The sequence below is a fragment of the Flavobacterium sp. JAS genome (assembly GCF_020991455.1).
Lineage (GTDB): Bacteria > Bacteroidota > Bacteroidia > Flavobacteriales > Flavobacteriaceae > Flavobacterium.
The window spans coordinates 477,762-498,646 of sequence record NZ_JAJMOX010000002.1; the positions used below are offsets into that span (position 1 = coordinate 477,762).

The 20,885-nt window shown below is 36.1% G+C and carries 13 protein-coding genes and 1 rRNA gene; 11 read left to right on the plus strand and 3 right to left on the minus strand.

Going from position 1 to position 20,885, the window contains the following annotated elements; translation table 11 throughout:
* The first annotated feature begins 78 nt into the window (after positions 1-78).
* From LPB88_RS04025 to LPB88_RS04070, 10 genes are all read left to right on the plus strand, one after another.
* Positions 79-3,207 carry a TonB-dependent receptor gene (locus LPB88_RS04025; protein ID WP_230712672.1) on the plus strand — a complete coding sequence of 1,043 codons (3,129 nt, stop codon included), beginning with the start codon at positions 79-81 and terminating at the stop codon, positions 3,205-3,207.
* A gap of 10 nt (positions 3,208-3,217) precedes the next feature.
* Positions 3,218-4,909: a RagB/SusD family nutrient uptake outer membrane protein gene (locus tag LPB88_RS04030; protein ID WP_230712674.1), complete on the plus strand. Its 1,692-nt coding sequence runs from the start codon at positions 3,218-3,220 to the stop codon at positions 4,907-4,909.
* Between the two features lie 100 nt (positions 4,910-5,009).
* Complete coding sequence (locus tag LPB88_RS04035) at positions 5,010-5,945, plus strand: alpha/beta hydrolase (protein WP_230712681.1); 936 nt, start codon at positions 5,010-5,012, stop codon at positions 5,943-5,945.
* A gap of 9 nt (positions 5,946-5,954) precedes the next feature.
* On the plus strand, positions 5,955-6,923 hold the full coding sequence (locus tag LPB88_RS04040) for a DUF4861 family protein (RefSeq protein ID WP_230712683.1): 969 nt from the start codon (positions 5,955-5,957) through the stop codon (positions 6,921-6,923).
* Positions 6,924-6,982: 59 nt separating this feature from the next.
* Positions 6,983-8,185, plus strand: a complete 1,203-nt coding sequence (locus LPB88_RS04045; protein WP_230712685.1) for a glycoside hydrolase family 105 protein — start codon at positions 6,983-6,985, stop codon at positions 8,183-8,185.
* 19 nt (positions 8,186-8,204) lie between these two features.
* Entirely contained in the window at positions 8,205-9,425 is a 1,221-nt protein-coding gene (locus tag LPB88_RS04050; protein WP_230712687.1) for a glycoside hydrolase family 105 protein, read from the plus strand.
* 138 nt (positions 9,426-9,563) lie between these two features.
* Positions 9,564-11,162 (plus strand): glycoside hydrolase 43 family protein, encoded by a 1,599-nt coding sequence (locus LPB88_RS04055; protein ID WP_230712689.1) that lies wholly within the window; start codon positions 9,564-9,566, stop codon positions 11,160-11,162.
* 84 nt (positions 11,163-11,246) lie between these two features.
* Positions 11,247-13,256: a pectate lyase gene (pelA, locus tag LPB88_RS04060; RefSeq protein ID WP_230712696.1), complete on the plus strand. Its 2,010-nt coding sequence runs from the start codon at positions 11,247-11,249 to the stop codon at positions 13,254-13,256.
* 67 nt (positions 13,257-13,323) lie between these two features.
* Positions 13,324-14,673, plus strand: a complete 1,350-nt coding sequence (locus tag LPB88_RS04065; RefSeq protein ID WP_230712698.1) for a glycoside hydrolase family 28 protein — start codon at positions 13,324-13,326, stop codon at positions 14,671-14,673.
* 161 nt (positions 14,674-14,834) lie between these two features.
* Positions 14,835-15,578 (plus strand): rhamnogalacturonan acetylesterase, encoded by a 744-nt coding sequence (locus LPB88_RS04070; protein WP_230712700.1) that lies wholly within the window; start codon positions 14,835-14,837, stop codon positions 15,576-15,578.
* 9 nt (positions 15,579-15,587) lie between these two features.
* Here the strand turns inward: LPB88_RS04070 and LPB88_RS04075 are convergent, their stop codons facing one another.
* The 3 genes from LPB88_RS04075 to LPB88_RS04085 form a co-directional block, all read right to left on the minus strand.
* On the minus strand, positions 15,588-16,682 hold the full coding sequence (locus tag LPB88_RS04075; RefSeq protein WP_230712703.1) for a relaxase/mobilization nuclease domain-containing protein: 1,095 nt from the start codon (positions 16,680-16,682) through the stop codon (positions 15,588-15,590).
* A 536-nt stretch (positions 16,683-17,218) separates the two neighbouring features.
* Positions 17,219-19,201 carry a conjugal transfer protein MobC gene (gene mobC / locus LPB88_RS04080; protein ID WP_230712705.1) on the minus strand — a complete coding sequence of 661 codons (1,983 nt, stop codon included), beginning with the start codon at positions 19,199-19,201 and terminating at the stop codon, positions 17,219-17,221.
* Between the two features lie 93 nt (positions 19,202-19,294).
* Complete coding sequence (locus LPB88_RS04085; protein ID WP_230712707.1) at positions 19,295-20,203, minus strand: toprim domain-containing protein; 909 nt, start codon at positions 20,201-20,203, stop codon at positions 19,295-19,297.
* 537 nt (positions 20,204-20,740) lie between these two features.
* Between LPB88_RS04085 and LPB88_RS04090 the strand changes: the two genes are divergently transcribed.
* Positions 20,741-20,885, plus strand: a 16S ribosomal RNA gene (locus LPB88_RS04090); the annotation flags it as partial.

The window sequence follows — 20,885 nt, forward strand, 5'->3', positions numbered from 1 at the left end:
AAACTATCAATTAACCAAACCATTAACCTAACTATGAATATTAGACAATTATCAAAGAAAAAAATAAAATACAATCTTGTGTTTTTATTTTTCCTCAATTTCCTTTTGAGTACTACTATGAACGCTCAGTCGACGGTGGTAGAAGGAAAGATTACTGATGCTGCAGGATTATCACTTCCGGGAGTGAATATCCAGGAAAAAGGGACTAAAAACGGAACTTCGACAGATTTTGAAGGAAGTTTTAAAATAAATGTTACAAGTAATAAAGCAATTTTGGTGATAAGCTATTTGGGTTTTCAGACTCAGGAAGTTAGCATTGCAGGAAAATCTAAAGTAAACGTAAGTCTTTCAGAACAATCCAATTCGCTTAACGAAGTTGTGGTTGTAGGTTACGGATCTGTAAAAAAGACAGATTTGACCGGAGCTGTAAACACTTTATCAGCGGCAAAAATCACCGAAAGAAATGTTACCAACCCAATGGAAGCTATCCAGGGAGGTATTGCCGGGGTTCAGGTAACTTCAAACTCTGGACGTATTGGTGATGGTTTCAACGTTATTATTAGAGGAGCAAACTCTATTAATAAAGATGGATCTAAGCCACTTTTTGTTGTCGATGGCGTTCCAACAGATAATATCGACTTTTTGAATCCGCAGGATATTGCCAGAATGGACGTCTTGAAAGATGCTTCTTCGGCTGCAATTTACGGTTCAAGAGGAGGAAGCGGGGTTATCATTGTTACAACTAAAAGCGGTACAAATGCTAAAGCTGGAGTAACGGTTTCCTTTGACAGCTCTTATGGAAACAAACAGGCGGTGAGATTGCCTAAATTAATGAGCCCTGAAAAGTGGTGGTATTACCATCAATCAGCATTTTTAGCCACTACAATTTCAGGCACAAACCCAACTTATAATGATATCGATGCGACTGAATTGAATACTGCCGTAGGTCAGGCAGGAACCAATCCGGTTTTGTTTCAAAGAGTGGCAAATAATAAAAGTTACAATTGGCAGGATGCCGTTCTAAAAGGCGGAATGACTCGGAATAATTACCTGAATGTTTCGGGTCGTGCCGATAATGGTTTGTCTTATAACATAGGTCTTGGTGCACAAAAAGAAACCGGAGTTATTGATAATGAAGGTATCGATAAATACAACTTTAAAGCAGGTTTGAATCATAAAGTAAACGATAAAATTTCATTTGGAGTAAATCTTACCATGTCTAAAACCGACGAACAATTAGGAAGCGCAACTGCCATGCAGGAAGCTTTTAGACAAAATCCTTATACTTCGCCTTGGGCAATTGATGCTGCTGGAAACGAGATTGTCGGGACGTATGCACAACAGCCGGGAACATTAAGATATCCAAATGGAAATCTTGCAATCAATAAAACAGGTTCTTATAATCCGCTTTTAGAAATTGCAAATTCTGCCGATGAAATCAAAAGATTTACCACAATTGGTAATTTATTCGGAGAATATAAATTTACAAATTGGCTGTCTTTCAAAACGACTTTCTCAGCAGGTTCAATAAGTGCAAGAGAAGGAAGATCTCTTGGCGCTCAGACAGATTTTGGACTTAAAAACAAAAGTTTACCCTCTGGAGATGTGACCAATGTTCAAAACTTCAATTATACTTGGGACAATCAGTTTAATATCAATTATACTTTAAAAGAGAATCACGTTTTTAATGTTTTATTACTTCAGAGTTTTTATTCAAATACTACTGAAACTTATTTCCAATCTTCAAGAGAAAATCCTTTCGAAACAGGATTTTACAATTTGGGTTCAGGAGCACAGCCAACTTACAATTTAACACCTTCAGGATCTATTGCAATAATTCCCTCAGGAGTATTTATTCCATATTCTAAAAATACACTTGAATCTTATGCAGCTCGTTTAAACTATACTTACAAAGGACGTTATTTATTGACTGCATCGGTACGTTACGACGGTTCATCTGTTTTAGCTGACAGTAATAAATGGACAGCTTTCCCTTCTGTAGCTGTGGGTTGGAATATCAATCAGGAATCATTTTTGAAGAATGTATCTTTTATTTCTAATTTAAAATTAAGAGCAAGTGTTGGTTATACCGGAAACGATAACGTTGCGCCCTATTCAAGTTTAAGTGTTTTAAAAGTGCCAACTTATTATGATTTTAATGGTACTCCGGCAAACGGTTATACTTCTTCAAGCCTGGGAAATACAGATCTTACCTGGGAGAAAACAAGAGAGGTGAATTTAGGTTTAGACTTTGGATTTGCTAAAAACAGAATCTCAGGAAGTGTAGATGTTTACGATCGTTTATCAAAAGATTTATTGTTTCAACAAGCATTACCACTGGAAATTGGAGTTCCTACAATTACTTCAAATGTTGGGTCTATCAGCAATAAAGGTATTGAGGTTGCTTTAGTTACTAAAAATATTCAAACGAAAAATGTGTCTTGGGAAACCAGCTTTACTTTCACTAAAAACGTAAACAAATTAGAGTCTATTTATGGACAAGATAAGGTGGATGATGTTGGAAATAATTTATTTATTGGCGAGAACATTCACTCTTATTACAATTATGTTTTTGATGGCGTATGGCAGGAAAGTGAGGCTGCAAAAGCGCTTTCTTATGGTCAGAAACCTGGGGAAGCCAAAGTAAAAGATTTGAATAATGATGGTAAAATTGATGCTAATAATGACAGAGCAATTTTAGGAAATTACGATCCTAAATGGTCAGGAAGTTTTTCTACAACATTAAAAGTAAAACAATTTGATTTGTCTATGTCATTGATCACCAATCAGGGAATGACCGTATTTAGTGGTTTCCACGATAATTTTGCCGATGTTACAGATAGAGGTCGTCAAAAATTAGATCTTGATGATTGGTACATTCCAGCAAATGGAGCTGGTATTGCGCCTCAATATTCAAACACAAATCCACTGCCACGTGGAGCAGGAGTTTATTATGATACCAATAATGTTGCTTTTTACAAAAATGCATCATTTGTCAAAGTACAAAACATAGCGTTAGGATACAGTTTTGACAATGATTTAATAAATAAATTGAAACTTAAAAGCATGCGTTTATACATTAATGTATTGAATCCGTTTGTAATTACATCTTATGAAGGGTACGATCCGGAATGGGCAACTGCAGCTTTAGCAGTGAATCGTGTCTCGACAATGACAGTTCAAATGGGATTAAGTTTAAAATTTTAAATTAGAAAAAATGAAAAAATTAATAATAGCTACACTAATACTGACAACGACACTTAATTCTTGCTCCAATTATATTGAAGAAGACAATCGTTCCTACGGTTCTGCAGAGCAATACTTTTTGACTTCTGCAGGTTTTGAGTCTTTAATAAATACAAATTACGCGACATTAAAAGATATTTACGGAGGAGATCCGTGGTTGTTTGAAGCAGGAACAGATATGTATTCTGAAGGAAGAAATCAGGAACCGGAAGGACTTGCAAAATACTTGACCTTATCATCGTCATCTGCAGGAGTGGATCAATTGTACAGAACTTGTTATATCGCCATTCAGCAAGCCAATAAAGGATTGTATTATTCGACTATTACAGAGAAATCAAGTACACTCGATACCAGAATTGGAGAGCTTAAATTTTTAAGAGCAAACGCTTATTTTCTGCTGGTTCAGACTTATGGAGGAGTTCCGCTTGTTTTGGATAATATCAATACGGCAGTAACTTCATTTGACAGAAATACTGCTGAAGAAATATATACTCAGGTTTTAAAAGATCTTAACGAAGCGCTTGGGGCAGTAAGTACCGCAGCTTATACAGGCAGAGTTAATAAAAGAGCCGTTCAGGATTTATTGGCAAAAGTATATTTGACAAGAGGTTATGAAACTTTTGGAACTCCGGCTGATTTTACAACAGCTGCGGCATTGGCAGATCAGGTAATTGGCGGACAGGCATTAGCGGTGTCTTTTGATAATGTTGTAAAACCAGGGAACGAAATGAATACTGAAACGATCTTTTCAGTTCAGTTTTCGATCGCTTCAAATGCAACGGGAACTACAGCTTTAGGAAGTTCACAAAACTATTGGTTCAGTTCGTATTTAGGAGCTGCTGCGGCAGGAAATCCATATCCAAACAGAAGTTACACACTTTGTCCTACGGTTTATGCTTTGTCATTATATGAAAAAGGAGATAAACGTTGGGAAGGAACTTTTATGAACGAAATCTACAGCAGATATTATGATTATTACGATGTAGCGGATAAAACTGCTTTGAAAATTACAGATTTCTACGAGCCAAAATGGTTTACAACAGCCGACAGAGACGCGTGGAAATTAGCCAATACTGCAAGAATGGTAAACCCTGCAACTTTCAGATACCACAATTGGGGAACTTATTCCTCAGCAGCAGCTTCAGGAGGAGATTACAACCTTATTCCGGTTCGTAAATTCGATGATCCAAAAGCTCCTTACAGTGGCGCAACAAGTGCAAATTACAATACAACACCAATAACGCCAGCCACAAACAGAAGCAGCACGCGTGATTTCATTATATCAAGACTTGGAGAAACGTATCTAATTGCTGCCGAAGCTTATTTTAAAGCAGGAAATACAGGAACTGCACTAGCACGTTTAAACGAAGTAAGAAGAAGAGCAGGAGGCGGAGTAGCAGGAACAATTCCGGTGGTAAGCTCAATTGATATCAACACTATATTAGACGAAAGAGGTAGAGAATTATTGGGCGAATACCATCGTTGGTTTGACCTAAAACGTACAGGAACATTGGTGGAGAGAACCGTTTTATACAACCCAAAGGTGACAACAGCAAATGCTTTTGCAGGAAAAGATGGTAATCTTAAAATTTTAAGACCAATACCACAATCAGCATTAGATTTGAACAGAAGTAAAAATTATCCTCAAAACCCTGCATATTAGTAATTTTAAAATTTTTGAGATTGTTTTTTTTGAAGTAGTTAAAAAGGAGTTTGATCGCATATCAAACTCCTTTCTTAACTAATAATTGAAGTTTAACAGAATGAATAAAATAGTATTGTTTTTGGTATTGTATGCAACGGCGATTTCTGCACAAGACAAGTTTGCGGTCGATACTTCCTATACCATAGAGAGTACTTACAATAAACTAATTAAGCAGTATCCATTTATCACAATTGCTAAATCAGAAAAGAAGGAGAATGTTGCTGAAATTTATGATCTTGTTTATAATCAAAAGCAAAATAGAGCACTGCATTTAGATGCTTATTTTTATAAAAAAGAAAAACTAAATCCGGCTGTAATCATGATTCATGGCGGTGGATGGCGATCAGGAAATAAAAGTCAGATGCAGGTTATGGCACAGGAAATTGCGTCAAAAGGATATTCTTGTTTTGCAATTCAATACAGCTTATCGCTTGAGGCGAAATATCCAGAGGGGATTTATGATATTAAAAATGCCATTAAATTTATAAAAGATAATGCTAAAAAACTTCATGTAGATCCAAACAAAATTGCGATTTTAGGATGCTCTTCGGGAGGTCAAATGGCAGCTTTGATTGGTACAACAAATAAAGATTTAGCTTTTGAAGATGCGCTCAATACGAGTAAATCTTCATCAAAAGTAAATGCAATTATCGATATAGATGGAATTTTAGCCTTTAAACATCCCCAGTCAAAAGAAGCAGAAATGGCGTCATTTTGGTTAAAAGGGAGTTATGAAGAAAATTCGGAGAACTGGAAAAATGCTTCGGCTCTGAGCCATACCAATAAAAATACGCCGCCTATATTATTTATAAACAGTAGTTTTGATAGGTTTCATGCCGGAAGAGATGATATGATTACTATTTTAAATGAGAATGGAATTTATAACCAGGTAAAAACAATCGAAAACTCGCCACATTCTTTTTGGTTTTTCCAGCCTTGGTTTGATGAAATGATACAGTATACAACACAATTTTTAAACAAAATATTTAAATAAATTTATAAAATGAAAATAGTAATAACCCTATCAGCGGTATTGTTTTTTGGACTCTCAGCTTGTAAAGCACAAAATAAATACGATATTAAAACGGCTAAAACCTACGCCGAATTATCGGTAAAAACAGATGGAAAATGGGAAGGCAGAAAATACATTGGAGGAACTGTTTTTAAAAACGTTGATAAACTAAAATTGGCTCCGGAACATACAGATCATTCCTTTGATATTCGTTATGAAGGCCCGGGTTGGGAAAACAACAGAATTGGATATCGTTTGTATTTAGACTGGAGAAATGCCATTGATATTTTCGGAAAAAAGACATCAGCAATAGTTTTACCGCAAGTTGGGCAGGATAATTTTGATTCGTATCATGAAATGAGCCATTGGGGAGCTGATATTTTGAAAGCCGGAAAAGGAATCGGAATTGGGTCAATTGATCGTTATGTAAATAATGAAAAATTACACTTTCATCAGGTAGATTCAACTTTGGCAAATGTCGAGAATAAAGTAAATGAATCCAGGGTAAAAGTTCGTTATTACGGATGGAAAACAGCTTCTGATAAAATTGATTTCACTACAGAATTAACCATTAAACCGGATCAGCTTTATACAGAACATAAAATTCAGGCTTCAAAAGAAATTAAAGGAATCTGCACCGGAATTGTAAAACAAAAAAATGCAGAACTAATTAAAAAAGAAAGCAAGAATAAAAAATGGGCTTATCTGGCAACTTATGGCGAGCAGTCTTTAGTTCCGGATAAATTAGGAATGGCAATTTTTTATGAAACGAATGAAATTGAAAATGTTGCCGATACGGATTTAGATTATCTTATAGTATTTAAACCAACAACTAAAACACATTCTTTTTACTTTTTAGGCGCCTGGGAACAAGAGAAAAACGGAATTAAATCAAAAGAGGAATTTGTAAAGTACTTAGATGAAAAGCTGGAAGTACTGAACAAAAAAGGTAAAATGTAAATTTTGTTTTGCCACTCTCGATAGCTATCGGGAGTAGCAAAAAGAAACAAATAGATCCTATGCTAAAAAATCTTTCCATAAAATACACCAATTGGATAATTGTTTTGCTTCTCTTAAGCAGTAGTTTAATAATGGCTCAAAATAAACATGTCATTTCTAAAGATTTAAAGTGGTCTGAAAAAACAGCACTTTCTATTTTAAACAATTACCCAAAAGCCTGGCAAATTGATGGAAACCAAAAACCAAAATGGGATTATAAAATGGGCTTTTTATTGTTTTCTTTGGAGAAATTATATCAAAAAACAAATGAGCCAAGATACCTGAATTACATAAAAGAGTATGCCGATGAAATGATCGACAGTTCAGGGAATATTGAGAAGTATGACCAGAAAGAATACAATATTGATTATGTAAATCCGGGCAAAATTCTGTTTCATTTATATGATATAACAAAAGACAACCGCTATGAAAAAGTAATTGTTCAATTAAGAAAACAACTCGAGAACCAACCCAGAACAGAGAGTGGCGGATTTTGGCACAAACAAATTTATCCCAATCAAATGTGGATTGACGGACTCTATATGGCAGAACCTTTTTATACGCAATATACTCTGAGGTATGAAAATGGAAAAAGTCTGGATGATATTGCCAAACAATTCGAATTGGTTCAGAACCATTTAGTAGACAAAAAAACAGGTTTGGTTTATCAATGTTGGGATCAAAGCAAACAAATTGCATGGGCAAATCCTAAAACGGGAACATCGCCAACAATTTGGGGACGAGGAATTGGCTGGTATATGATGGCTTTAGTAGAAACATTAGATTATTATCCAAAATCACATCCAAAATACAAAACGTTAGTGGGTTATTTGAACCAGATCTCAAAAAGTGCAGTGCAATATAAAAGTTCTTCGGGATTATGGTATCAAGTGGCAGATAAACCGCAATTAAAGGGAAATTATTTGGAACCTTCGGCTTCAGCCATGATTATTTATGCTTTGGCAAAAGGCAGTGATAAAGGTTATTTAGCGTCAAATTATAAAAAAACGGCACAAAAATCATTTGATGCTTTTGTAAAAGAATTTGTGAAAGTTGGAGAAACGGGTGAAGTAAATATTCTAAAGGTATCACCAAGTGTTGGTCTGGGAGGAAAACCTTTTAGAGATGGTACAAACGAGTATTATATTAGCGGAAAAACAAAAGATAATGGTTCGCCGGCTTTAGCGGCATTTTTACTCAGTGCGCTTGAATTAGATAAGTAGAAATAAAAATATATTTGAAATGAAAAATAATAAAAAACAAGGTTATCTAGCAGCTGTTTTACTGATCTGCGCAATGACATTTACCAGTTGTAAAGTAACTTCGCAAGAACCTGCAAAGAGCAATATTGTTATTTCTAAAGATATGAAATGGTCCGATAGAATGGCTTTAACGATCATGAAACGTCATCCTGAAGCTTATATGATCGACGATGCGAAGACACCAAAATGGGATTACGTTCATGGTTTGGTTTTGCATTCCATTGAAGAATTGTATAAACAAAATCCAGATCCAAGATATGGGGTTTACATAAAAGGATATGTAGATTCTTTTGTTGAGAATGACGGAAGTATCAAAACGTATGATCTTGATAATTATAATATTGACATGGTGGTTTCCGGTCGTTTGCTTTTTAAGATTTACCAAACTACTAAAGAAGAAAAATACCTAAAAGCATTACAATTGTTGCGCAAACAATTGGCTGAACAACCCAGAACAGAGAGCGGCGGATTCTGGCACAAAAAAATCTATCCGAACCAAATGTGGTTAGATGGTTTGTATATGGGAGAACCATTTTATGCCCAGTACACAACAGCTTTCGAAAACGCAAAACAATTAGACGACGTTGCAAAACAATTCGAATTGATTCAAAAACACGCGACAGATCCAAAAACAGGATTATTGTATCACGCTTGGGATGAAAGCAAACAAATGGCCTGGGCAAATAAAGAAACCGGAACTTCGCCAAATTTCTGGTCAAGAGCGTTGGGATGGTACGTTATGGCCCTTGTGGATGTGTTGGATTATTTCCCAAAAGAGCATCCCAAACAAAAAGAACTTGTGGGATATTTGAATAGTGTTTCTGAAGCTTTGGCCAAATATCAGGATAAATCGGGTTTATGGTATCAGGTAACTGATAAAGGAAATAAGGAAGGAAATTATCTTGAAGCGTCTGGTTCATCGATGTTTGCTTATGCTTTTGCTAAAGGAGCAAACAAAGGATATTTACCTTCAAAATACAAAAAGTTAGCCAATAAAGCCTTTGAGGGTTTAACCAAAGAATTGATAAAAGTCGATGCAGATGGAGGAATTACCTTAACGCAAGCTTGCGCCGTAGCTGGTCTGGGCGGAAAACCATATCGTGATGGTTCTTATGAGTATTACGTTAAGGAAAGAAAAAAAGACAACGATCCTAAAGCAACCGGACCATTTATTTTGGCTGCTTTAGAATTGAATCGATAGAAATAGGATGTTAGTCCTGAAGACTCGGGATAAAACCTGTTGGGTTTAATTACCCAAAAAGTAGCCACAAAGTTTGTCATTTCGACGGAGGAGAAATCAGAGTAAAACAACCTACTAGAAAAATAATTGTCTAAAAAAATGAAAAACACAAAAGTCCTTTTCCTTTTATGGTCAGTATTTGTGATGCAAAATATTTTTGCTCAGGTTTGGGTACCCGATAATGGAGATGGAACTTATACAAATCCTATAATTCATGCCGATTATTCGGACCCTGATGTGGTTCGGGTGGGAGATGATTTTTATATGACGGCATCGTCTTTTAATTGCATTCCGGGATTACCTATTTTGCATTCTAAAGATTTGGTGAATTGGAAGATTATAGGGTATGCACTTAGCAAACAACCGCCATTTGAAACCTACAATAAAGTACAGCATGGAAATGGCCTTTGGGCTCCAAGTATTACTTTTCATAACAATGAATTTTACATTTATTACCCGGATCCTGACTTTGGAATTTATAGGATAAAAGCCAAAAAAGCCCAAGGACCTTGGTCAGAACCACTTTTGGTAAAAGCCGGAGTAGGACTAATAGATCCAAGTCCGTTATGGGATGATGATGGGAAAAATTATTTGGTTCATGCTTTTGCAGGAAGTCGGGCACAAATTAAAAGTCTCTTGGTTGTTTGCTCAATGAATGCTGATGGAACTGTTATCAATAATGATGAGGTAATGATAATTGACGGACATGAAAGTGAAGGGACTATTGAAGGACCAAAATTCTATAAACGAAATAAGTACTACTATATTTTTGCTCCTGCTGGCGGGGTTGCTACAGGATGGCAAACGGTTTTAAGATCAAAAAATGTCTTTGGTCCTTACCAAAAGAAGAAAGTTCTTGAACAGGGAAAAACAGCTATAAACGGTCCGCATCAAGGTGCCTGGGTGCAAACAAAAGCGGGTGAAGATTGGTTTATTCATTTTCAGGATAAAGGGGCTTATGGCAGAATTGTACATCTCGAGCCTATGAAATGGGTGAATGATTGGCCAATTATGGGAGAGGATTTCGATAAAAACGCAATTGGAGAACCCGTTACAAGATTCAAAAAGCCAAATGTAGGAGGGGAATATCCAACAGAAATTCCGGCAACATCAGATGAATTTAACGAACCTAAATTAGGCATGCAATGGCAATGGCAGGCAAATTCTCAAATTAATTGGGGATTTGTAACGAGTTTGGGATATTTGAATTTGTTTTGTTTGCCAACCATTAAGAACGATCAGAAGATATTTGATGCACCAAATTTAGTATTGCAAAAATTCCCTGCTGAAGAATTTTCCGCTACAGCCAAATTAACTTTCAATACGAGAATAAATGGCGAATCGACCGGACTTATAATCATGGGATTGGACTATAGTTATTTGTGCTTGAAGAATGAGAACGCAAAATTATATCTGAGTCAGAAAACAGGAACCTTCGATAAAAAAGTTTGGGAAACCCAGACAACACCAGTTTCGATAAAAGATAATATAATCTATCTCAGGGTAAAAGTTAAAAAAGGAGGTATTTGCAGTTTCTTTTATAGCTTAGACGATAAAAAATATCAATCTATAGGAAATGAATTTGTAGCCAAAGAAGGAAAATGGATTGGCGCTAAAGTTGGACTTTTTGCCTTGAGTGAAAAAACTACAAATGATTCTGGAAATGTTGCCGTGGATTGGTTTAGAGTAACAAACTAGTGAATAATAAAACAAAGTAAATTGGCAAAATGTTTTGGCACTTGGAAAAAGGAGCTAAAACATCAAGTTTAAAAACCTATTAAAATGATTCGAATAAAAAAATACATATCCCTGGTTGTATTTGGCATAAGTTTTATGGCAAATGCACAGAATACCTTTAAGAATTGGCCGGATATTATTCGTAAAAACGATGCGACCTGGTTTGCTTCGGCGCAAGCCAAAGATATTGCGGAGAATGTTTTGCTTTATCAAAGAAATATTGGAGGATGGCCAAAGAATATCCAGATGCAAAATCCACTTAGTGATACAGAGAAACAAAAACTTATTGCTTTAAAAAGTGATTTGCATGAGATTACAACAGATAACGGTGCAACTTGTCAGGAAATGCTTTTTATGTCTAAAATGTATGCACAGGTTAAGGATCAGAGATACAGAGATTCTTTTTTAAAAGGGTTAAATTATTTGTTTGAAGCCCAATACAAAAACGGTGGATGGCCTCAGTTTTACCCTCTTAAAAAAGGCTATTATACCCATATTACGTACAATGATGATTCGATGGTTCATATATTGAATATCATCAAACAAGTGAGTGAAGAAACTGATTTTTACAGTATTAAACCATCGAGGGAAATTGTTGAAAAAGCCAAAAAATCTTTTGATAAAGGAATTGATTGTATTCTAAAATCGCAATACAAACAAAATGGAGTTTTAACTGCTTGGTGTGCCCAACATGATGAGAATACTTTGGCTCCGGCCAAAGCACGAGCCTATGAATTACCTTCGCTAAGCGGAAAAGAATCGGCTAAAATTGTTTTGCTTTTAATGTCCATCGAGAAACCTTCTGCGGAGATCATTACAGCTGTTAAAAGTGCTCAGGCTTGGTTTGAAAAAACTAAAATTACAAATCTTGAAGAGAAACGAGTTTTAAATGACCAGGGAAAAATCATTGACAAAAAAATGATTGTCACCCAGAATGCTGCGCCAATTTGGGCAAGATTTATGGAGTTAGACACCAATGAACCCTTTTTTTGCGATCGTGACGGGATAAAGGAGAAAGCACTGGAGCAGATTGGGGCAGAACGTAGAAATGGATATGCCTGGTATAGTGATGAACCAAAAGAAGTTCTTAAAAAGTATCCTGCCTGGGCCATTAAAAATGGTGTAAAAGTCTCTTTAAAAGAAACCTCGGATAAAAAAAAAGATAATTTAATAAGAGTTGCTTTAGACGGTTCGGGAGATTTTACAAAAATTCAGGATGCTATAAATGCATGTCCGTCATTTCCGTATGAAAAAGTCACGGTTTTTATAAAAAACGGAATCTACAATGAAAAAGTTCGGATTCCCCAGTGGAACACCCATTTGGCTTTAATTGGAGAAAGTAAGGAGAATACCATTATTAGTTTTGATGATAATTTTTCAAGAATTAACTCAGGTAGAAACAGTACTTTTTTTACCTATACGATCTTAGTAGAAGGTGATGATTTTTCGGTTTCCAATTTAACCATTAAAAATGCTTCTGGGGATAACGGTCAGGCCATTGCACTGTCTTTGGTGGCAAATCGGGCTCAGGTTCTAAACTGTAATATTCTGGGAAATCAGGATACTTTGTACGTATCGGGAAAAGACGCAAAACAATACTTTAAAGAGTGTTATATCGAGGGTACAACCGATTTTATTTTTGGAAGTGCAACTGTTTTATTTGAAAATTGTGTGATTCACAGTCTTAAAAATTCCTATATCACAGCGGCTTCAACCCCTGAGGATACGGTCTTTGGATTTGTTTTTAAAAATTGCAAACTCACCGCAAATCCATCAACAACTGCAGTTTATTTAGGAAGACCCTGGCGTATTTATGCAAAAACGGTCTACATCAATTGCGATATGGGAAAACATATAAGGGCTGAAGGCTGGGAAAACTGGTCGAAACCCGAAGCAGAAAAAACTGCTTTTTACGCCGAGTATAATTGCAAAGGCGAAGGTTTTCAGCCTGCAAAAAGAGTTGCTTGGTCGCATCAGCTTCAAGAGAATCAAGTAGAGAAATATACAATCGAAAACATTCTAAAAGACTCAATTGCAAATTGGTATTCGAGGTAAAAAAAAGGATTCACGGATTAAAGGTGTTTAACCTGCTGAATTTTTGGGCTAAAAAATAGTAACAATTATGAATTTGAAATATTTAATTTTTCTGTTGATCTCCTGTATTTCTTTTGCTCAAAATAGTGATTTTCCCTCTGCAAGAGTAGATTCGATTGTCAATAGAATTCAGCTTCCCGTCTTTGGGTCTTATCAAATTAATGTGGCTCAATTAGGTGCAAAAGGAGATTCTATTACCAATAACAAATCCTATTTTGATAAAGCAATGGCCTTGTGTAAAAGCAATAATGGCGGAACTATTATTGTACCAAAAGGGGTTTATAAAATCAAGGGCCCAATTCATTTTGTAAGTAATGTAAATCTGAGAATTGAGAAAGGGGCAAAACTTAGCTTTAGTGATAATCCCAAGGACTATCTGCCAATGGTTTTAACCAGTTGGGAAGGAACAATGCTCTATAATTATAGCCCGTTAATTTACGCTTACAATTGTACTAATATTGCCATTACCGGCGAAGGAATTATTGATGGAGAAGGAGCTGGGACCTGGAAAGGTTTTAAAGCTAAGGAAGAGGCGGGGAAAAACAGAAGCCGCGAAATGAATCATAATAAGATTGCTTTAAAAGACAGAAAATTTGGAGAAGGTTACTTTTTACGCCCACAAATGATTCAGTTTTTTAATTGCAGGAATATTTTGGTTGAAAATATCCGCATTGAGAATTCACCTTTTTGGTGTTTGCATTTACTCAAATCGCAAAGTATCACCGTTCGCGGAATTAGTTATAAATCTTTAAATTATAACAATGACGGTATTGATCCCGAGTATGCAAAAGACGTTTTAATCGAGAATGTAACCTTTGATAATGGCGATGATAATGTGGCAATTAAGGCAGGAAGAGATCATGAAGGAAGAGCAAATTCGGCTACACCAAGTGAGCATATAGTAATTAGAAATTGTAATTTCAAAGGACTACATGGCGTTGTTATCGGAAGCGAAATGTCAGCGGGAGTTCAGAATGTTTATGTAGAGAATTGCAAAACAGTTGGCTATTTAAAAAGAGGAATCTATCTAAAGACCAATGCCGACAGAGGAGGTTTTATTAAAAATGTTTTTGTTCGAAATATAAAACTCGATACGGTAGAGGATTGTTTATATATCACGGCAAATTATCACGGTGAAGGAAATGGCTTTCAATCGGACATATCAAATATTCATTTTTCGAATATCACCTGTAATCAAGCCACAGAATCCGCAATTGTAATTCAAGGTTTTCAAGACAAGAAAATTCGCAATATCACCTTTAATAATATTGAAATTAAATCGGCAAAAAATGCCATTTCAAATCAAAATGCAGAGAATGTTTTAATGACAGATGTTTTTATCGGAGAAAAAGCAACAGTGCCCACAGCGGCGAAATAATTTTTTTTTCAGGTTTAAAGCTGTAAAAGGTTTTACCCAGAAGGCACAGCACTGTGTCTATTGCAGGGACAAAGCAATCTGAGAAAGTAATTCGAGATATCAGGAACAAAAAAATAGAAAATAAAAACAGTGTAAGGAGTTTAAAGATCTAAAATAATAAAATGAAACACTATGTATTAATCCTCTTCTTAATCAGCGCAAGCTGTTTTGCTCAAAACCCTACAATATATACCATTGGAGACTCAACAATGGCGAACAAAAAGGATCCCGAGCGCAATCCTGAGCATGGTTGGGCACAGGTACTTGGGTCATTTTTTAAAGAAAATATTACCCTTGAGAATAAGGCCGTAAATGGGCGAAGTACCAAAAGTTTCATCAATGAGAAACGTTGGGATTCCATTTATAAAAAGCTAAAAAAAGGAGATTATGTTTTTATTGAATTTGGGCATAATGATGAGAAAATCGAAGATTCAACCCGTTATACAAATCCACATACAGCATATCGTTACAATTTGATTCGGTTTGTAAAAGAAACCAGGGCAAAAGGCGCGACACCAATATTATTGAGCTCTATAGCCAGACGTAATTTTAATGAAAAAGGCGTTTTGGTACCAACCCATGGAGATTATCCTCTTGAAACCCGATTAGTAGCACAAGAGTATAAAGTGGCTTTTATCGATCTGGAATATTTTACAGAATTGCTCGAGGAATCTTATGGGCCCGAGAAATCAAAACAACTGCATTTGCACTTTAAAGCTGGTGAGAATAGTTATTATGAGAAAGACAAGGCAGATGACACACACCTTTCTTTAAAAGGAGCCACAGCAATTGCGCAGATTGTAATCAATCAAATAAAACTCTTAGAGGATCCTTTATTTGAAAGGCTTAAAAAGGGGATTAAATAGAAAAAAAACTTAAGGGATATGAATTTTTAAGAGTTTGTTTTTTTTATTCTCACCAGCAGGTCTTAATTGCTTATCATTGAGAAGAGCCAAATTGTATGGAGTATTTAACGAGTTGTCACTGATTATATTTTTTGTTTTATGATCGATATAGATAATCTGGGCAGTATCACCTGGGGAGTTTTTTTGTGTAACTACTGTGATGCCTTGTTTGTTGAGCTTTGCCTTTAAGTGGTTTAACGATAATGATTTGAGTTGGGATATTTCCACCATTTTTTTCAGATGTATTTTCTCTTCTATGTTCTTTAAGGCATTGGCTTTGAATTTGTTTTCCAAAAAAGACAAAGTAGGTTTGTTCTCTATAAGACTTGCCTTGATGGGTTTGCCAATTGGTTTGCCTTGTTTATCGAGAATTTTATAGAGTAAGCCCCTGGATAGAAATACCTTTGAATTCTCCATGCCTCGATCTGCCATAACATTGTATTGGCCTAAGATTGCATTGAGCTGGGAAAAATTGGTATAATTGTATTGTGCGAGAATATAATTCACAACATTGCTTATGGCCTTTTTAGATTCCATTTTCCCATAATGTACTTTTTCAATATGGATGGGCTGGAGATAGGATTCTTCTTTTTTTATTGATTCTGCCCTGATTAGCCCAAATGTTTTCTCAATTTCTTTTCTAGCGGGTTCTGATTTGTTGATGCCAATATTAAACAGATTGATACAGCTGCCGGTTTTCTCAATAGTGGTGGTAATCAGATGCAGGTGTTGGTGGCCAGCATCATAATGCTGGTATATTAAATAGGGTTGATTTCCAAAGCCTATTTTTTGCATATAAATGTGGGCAATTGTAATGAGTTTTTCTTTGGGGTGATTCTCCAATGGCGAGAAATTTATGGAAATATGAACCGTATTGCGTTTGGCGAGTTCATTTAATTGCGCCCGCTTGGCAAAGCGTTTAAATTTGATGGTAAAACTTATTTTATCTAGATCCACAGGAAAGTTGCCTGCTGCTATACATTGGGCAGAACCTATTTTAACTTTATTTTCATTATAGGCAAGTGTTTGACCTATTGTGGCATTAGTTTTTATGATTGTGACCATTGGTGTGTAATTTTTTCAATTTGTTTTTTAGTTTCTCCTATGATTTTGCACAGCTGATTGATCTGTAATTCTAAAGTCTCTAACGATGGGGTTAAGGGATCGATTTGCTCTTGCAAAGAGAGTTTATCTAAGAGCTCAACGAGGCTATCTCGGACACTGTTGATCTGATTGTTTAAAGGGACTATTTCTTCAATTAAATCCTCCAAAGACTGGTTTCTATAAATAATTGTAACGGGTTTACCCAATAGGAGCTTTCGAAGATATTCACTAAGACTATGGCAGGTGCTAGTTTTGTACTTGCGCTCTATTGTGTAATATTCGCCGTAGGTTAATCCCAGATAGACTGACCTGATTTTAGTCAAGTTATGGACATCTATTATTTTATGGTCACACTTAGGCATTTGTTTGATTTTAATACTAATTTAGAGATTTCTGTTTTTCTAGAAAATCATGCGCATATTTTTACTGTTAAGTCATTTAAGAAAGAGCAACGGGTATTCAAGAAAACCAAAGTGATTTTAGCCCCTGGTTTTCTATTATTTTCGTATGATCAGATAAGAGAGTTCGGGATCATTTGTAAGACGATTGATTTCCGAATAAATGATATCTTGAATGTCTTGTCTTATTTGCAGATAATTATTTTGCACCATTGTAGGATCAAGTTTGCGCACTATGGGAATGGCACTGTAATTATCAGTTTCTCTTTCAAGGGCGGTATGATCATTTAGAATCTCACAATGGAAAGCCTTAAGTTCAATTCTACAATTGGGATCATCAGCGATCAAACCAACGAATTCTCCTGAACTTAAAGAAGAAATTTTCGAAGCAGGAACCGCCAGTTCGAGTTGTTTGGAACGACTAATGGAGATATCGGAGCTATTTATTGAAATATTTTCCCTGTTCTGCATAATCTTGCCAAAGCGCTCGGATAATTGTTTGGCAGTATCACCGGTAACTTGCCCGCTGATGATGTTTCCTGTTATGTTCATAATTACATCTGCCTGTTCACGCCCATAGTCTTTTCTTAGTTGGCTAAAGTCTTGTAGTCCCAAGCAAGTTGCTACTTTATTGCTTCTGGCTGTGGCAATAAGACTATCGATATTATTGAGATATAGGGTAGGGAATTCATCAAAAACAAGGCTGCTTTTTTGTTTGCCTTTTTGGTTTACCAATTTAAGCAGACGGTTGACATAGAGCGATAATACAGCGCCGTAAATTTGTATTTTTTGCGGATTATTTCCCATACAGATTATTTTAGGCTCTTGAGTATTATTAATATCCAGGGTAAAATCATTTCCTGATAATACATAGTAGAGCTGGGGAGAAGAAAGCCTTGCCATGGCTACTTTTGCAGAGGCAATTTGCCCTTCGAGTTGCTCCATGACATCGTTGAGGTAGGCATTAATAAAGGGATTAATGAGTACCTGAATTTCTTTTTCTGTTCGAAGTAAGGTAAAGAGATCGTCGTAGTCTACCTGCATGAGTTCAATAACATGGGGAAGGGTGCAAAATTGCCCCTGTTTATATTTTCGGAGGTACCAGATAATGGCTGTTAAAAAATTAATGGGTGATTCTACAAAAAAATCTCCCTGTCTTTTGATCCATTCTCTATTGAGCCCGAGTAAAATTGTTCTGGCTGATTCGGCAGAATCTGTAATATCGATCATGGCTGAAGGCACTAAAGGATTGCAGCGATGTGAACGCGAGAGATCATCAAAGTTAATGCTAAAGAATTTAGGAGGGACCGCATAAGAGGATTTACACTCGAGCCATGTGTTGTAAGCAATGGTGGTGAGGTCATCGAATTTGAAATCGTAAACAAACATGGCAAAACCTTTTTTTATGTGCTGGGTTATAACATGGCGTATTACAAAATACGATTTACCCGAACCAGGAGTGCCTAGTACCATAAGGGCCCGAAATGGATTTATGATATTGATCCAGCTCTTTCGAATCTTATCCTTTAGATAGTATTGGGTGGGAAGGTTGATCGAGTATTCGTTTTCAATGAGTCTTTCTTCTTGGGGAAAGGTTTCGTTTTCTTTATTGAAGATATCATCGGAGTTTATTCTCTTGGTTATTATGCGCGATAGTAATGTTCCCCCTGTTAGTATTGACAGATATCCAATTAGTGTTAGTGAGATATAGCAGAAGGTAATGTAAGGGGAGGCTATTGTTAGATAAAATAAAAAACTACTGCTAAAGAAGACAAAGAGTCCAATGCATATATAGGAGAGGGCGGTTTTATAGTTGAGTTTTTCATTTTTTCTTCCTTTTACCCCCAAGAGCGAGATCAATAAAAAAACTAGAGAGAGGAGTTTGGATCGGTGAAAATGGGTAAAAAGACCCGTATGCTCAATATTGGCCAAGATCAGATTGCCAAATGTATTTGCAAGGCCCCATTGCAAGAAAGCCCCATAGGTGTAATAATAAAAATGGATCAACAGCACAAGGATACTAATGAGTCTTGTCAGGTCAAGTATTTTTCGAAGTGCTTGTTCGTTCTCTCCGGTTTGCATGATGATGATCCTTAAGTGTTAATAGACTATAAAAAGACTGCCGATTTGATGTACAATAAATTACAGACAAAGCGCTAAGAAGCGTTTTTTTTGCTAGAGTCTTGGCCTGTTTTTTATTTTTTTTAATTGGAGCTTCCCCTGGTTTACTACCCAAAGATTAAGGTCTTTATGGCCTTTGTATAAAAGGCTTTCATCTTTGTATTTCCTATCCCAACTTAAGGCGCGCTTCGTGGCGGTTTGTCCGGGCTGATCCCGATCGAGAAACAATCGGATTAATTGGTGTTTTTCCATGAACAAACGCGCTTTGTCTATAAAGGAAAGCGAATTGAGAATGATAAAATCCTGCTTTTTTGAAGCAGGGCTCCAATTGAGGGCCTTAAAGGATAAAAAGTCAAAAAAACCTTCAAAAACCAAAACTTCTTTAGCCTTAGAGTCATAACTGGTGAAGCCTTTGGGAGAAGCGCTGGCCTTGAAGTAGCGATTTCTGATTTCAAATCCTCCTAAATCATTTTTAAACCCAATACCGTAATAGGTATGATCATTTAGCCTATAATGGACCTCTTTGCAAAATTCAGCGGCAATTTCAAGAGGGATTTTTCGCTCTTCAAGGTATTTTAAAAGGGCATGAGATTGCAGTGGTATCTCGCGGAGAATTACCAGTTTTGAAGATTTGGATTCCAGCTGATTTTCGATGGGGAAAACCCGCGGGGGGCTCATCGCTAGAGCACCGGTGTAATTTTTGAGGAATTCGCCAAAGGAACATTGGAAAAAGAGCATTCCAAAATCAATTAGATTACCACCTCTTCCCATACCATGGTCGTACCACCTATTGATGCTGCGGTTGATTTTAAAAGACGCGGTATTTTCATTTCGCAAGGGAGAAAGATACCAATAATCCTCGCGCGATACTCTAGAGGGTTCAAATCCTAAGGAGGAAAGATAACAAACCATATCTATTGTCTTTATCTGGTCTATCGAAAGACTCTCGTTGCTGAAATTCATTGTCCTATTGTATCAAGTTCATCATTCAGGTTCAGATACGAATATAATAAGGAAAGAGGGGCTCTGCAATGCTGCGTATTTTTTGATGAGGTTCTTAGGGAGTAAAAATTCTACTGATCCACTATAGAAGAGTGTTTTAGTTTTTGGAGAATGCTAATTTGAATGTTAAAGCAGTTTTTTATAAAGGCTATTTTGTTTGGAAAACAATATCATAAGAAAATTCTTTAAAGTTATTTGTGATTTTTAATGCATAAATTAAATGTTACCAGAAGGTTAGCAAAAAGTTTTAAAAAAGATTGTAAAAAAATCAACAAAAAGGCTTGTAGATACGGATTAAGTGTGTACTTTTGCACCCGCTTTGAGAGACAAGCGAAAGAAATTAAAAGACACGTTCGTAGACATATTGAATTGACAGCCGTTTTAACAGAGATGTTAGAACAAAGAATAAAGAGTAAGATAATCGAGAGATTGAATAAAGAACCGATAGAGACTGATTCGAATAACAATACGATTTTAATTTATTAAGATCAACAATATACGATGAAGAGTTTGATCCTGGCTCAGGATGAACGCTAGCGGCAGGCTTAACACATGCAAGTCGAGGGGTATAGGTTTTCGGATCTAGAGACCGGCGCACGGGTGCGTAACGCGTATGCAATCTACCTTTTACAGAGGGATTACA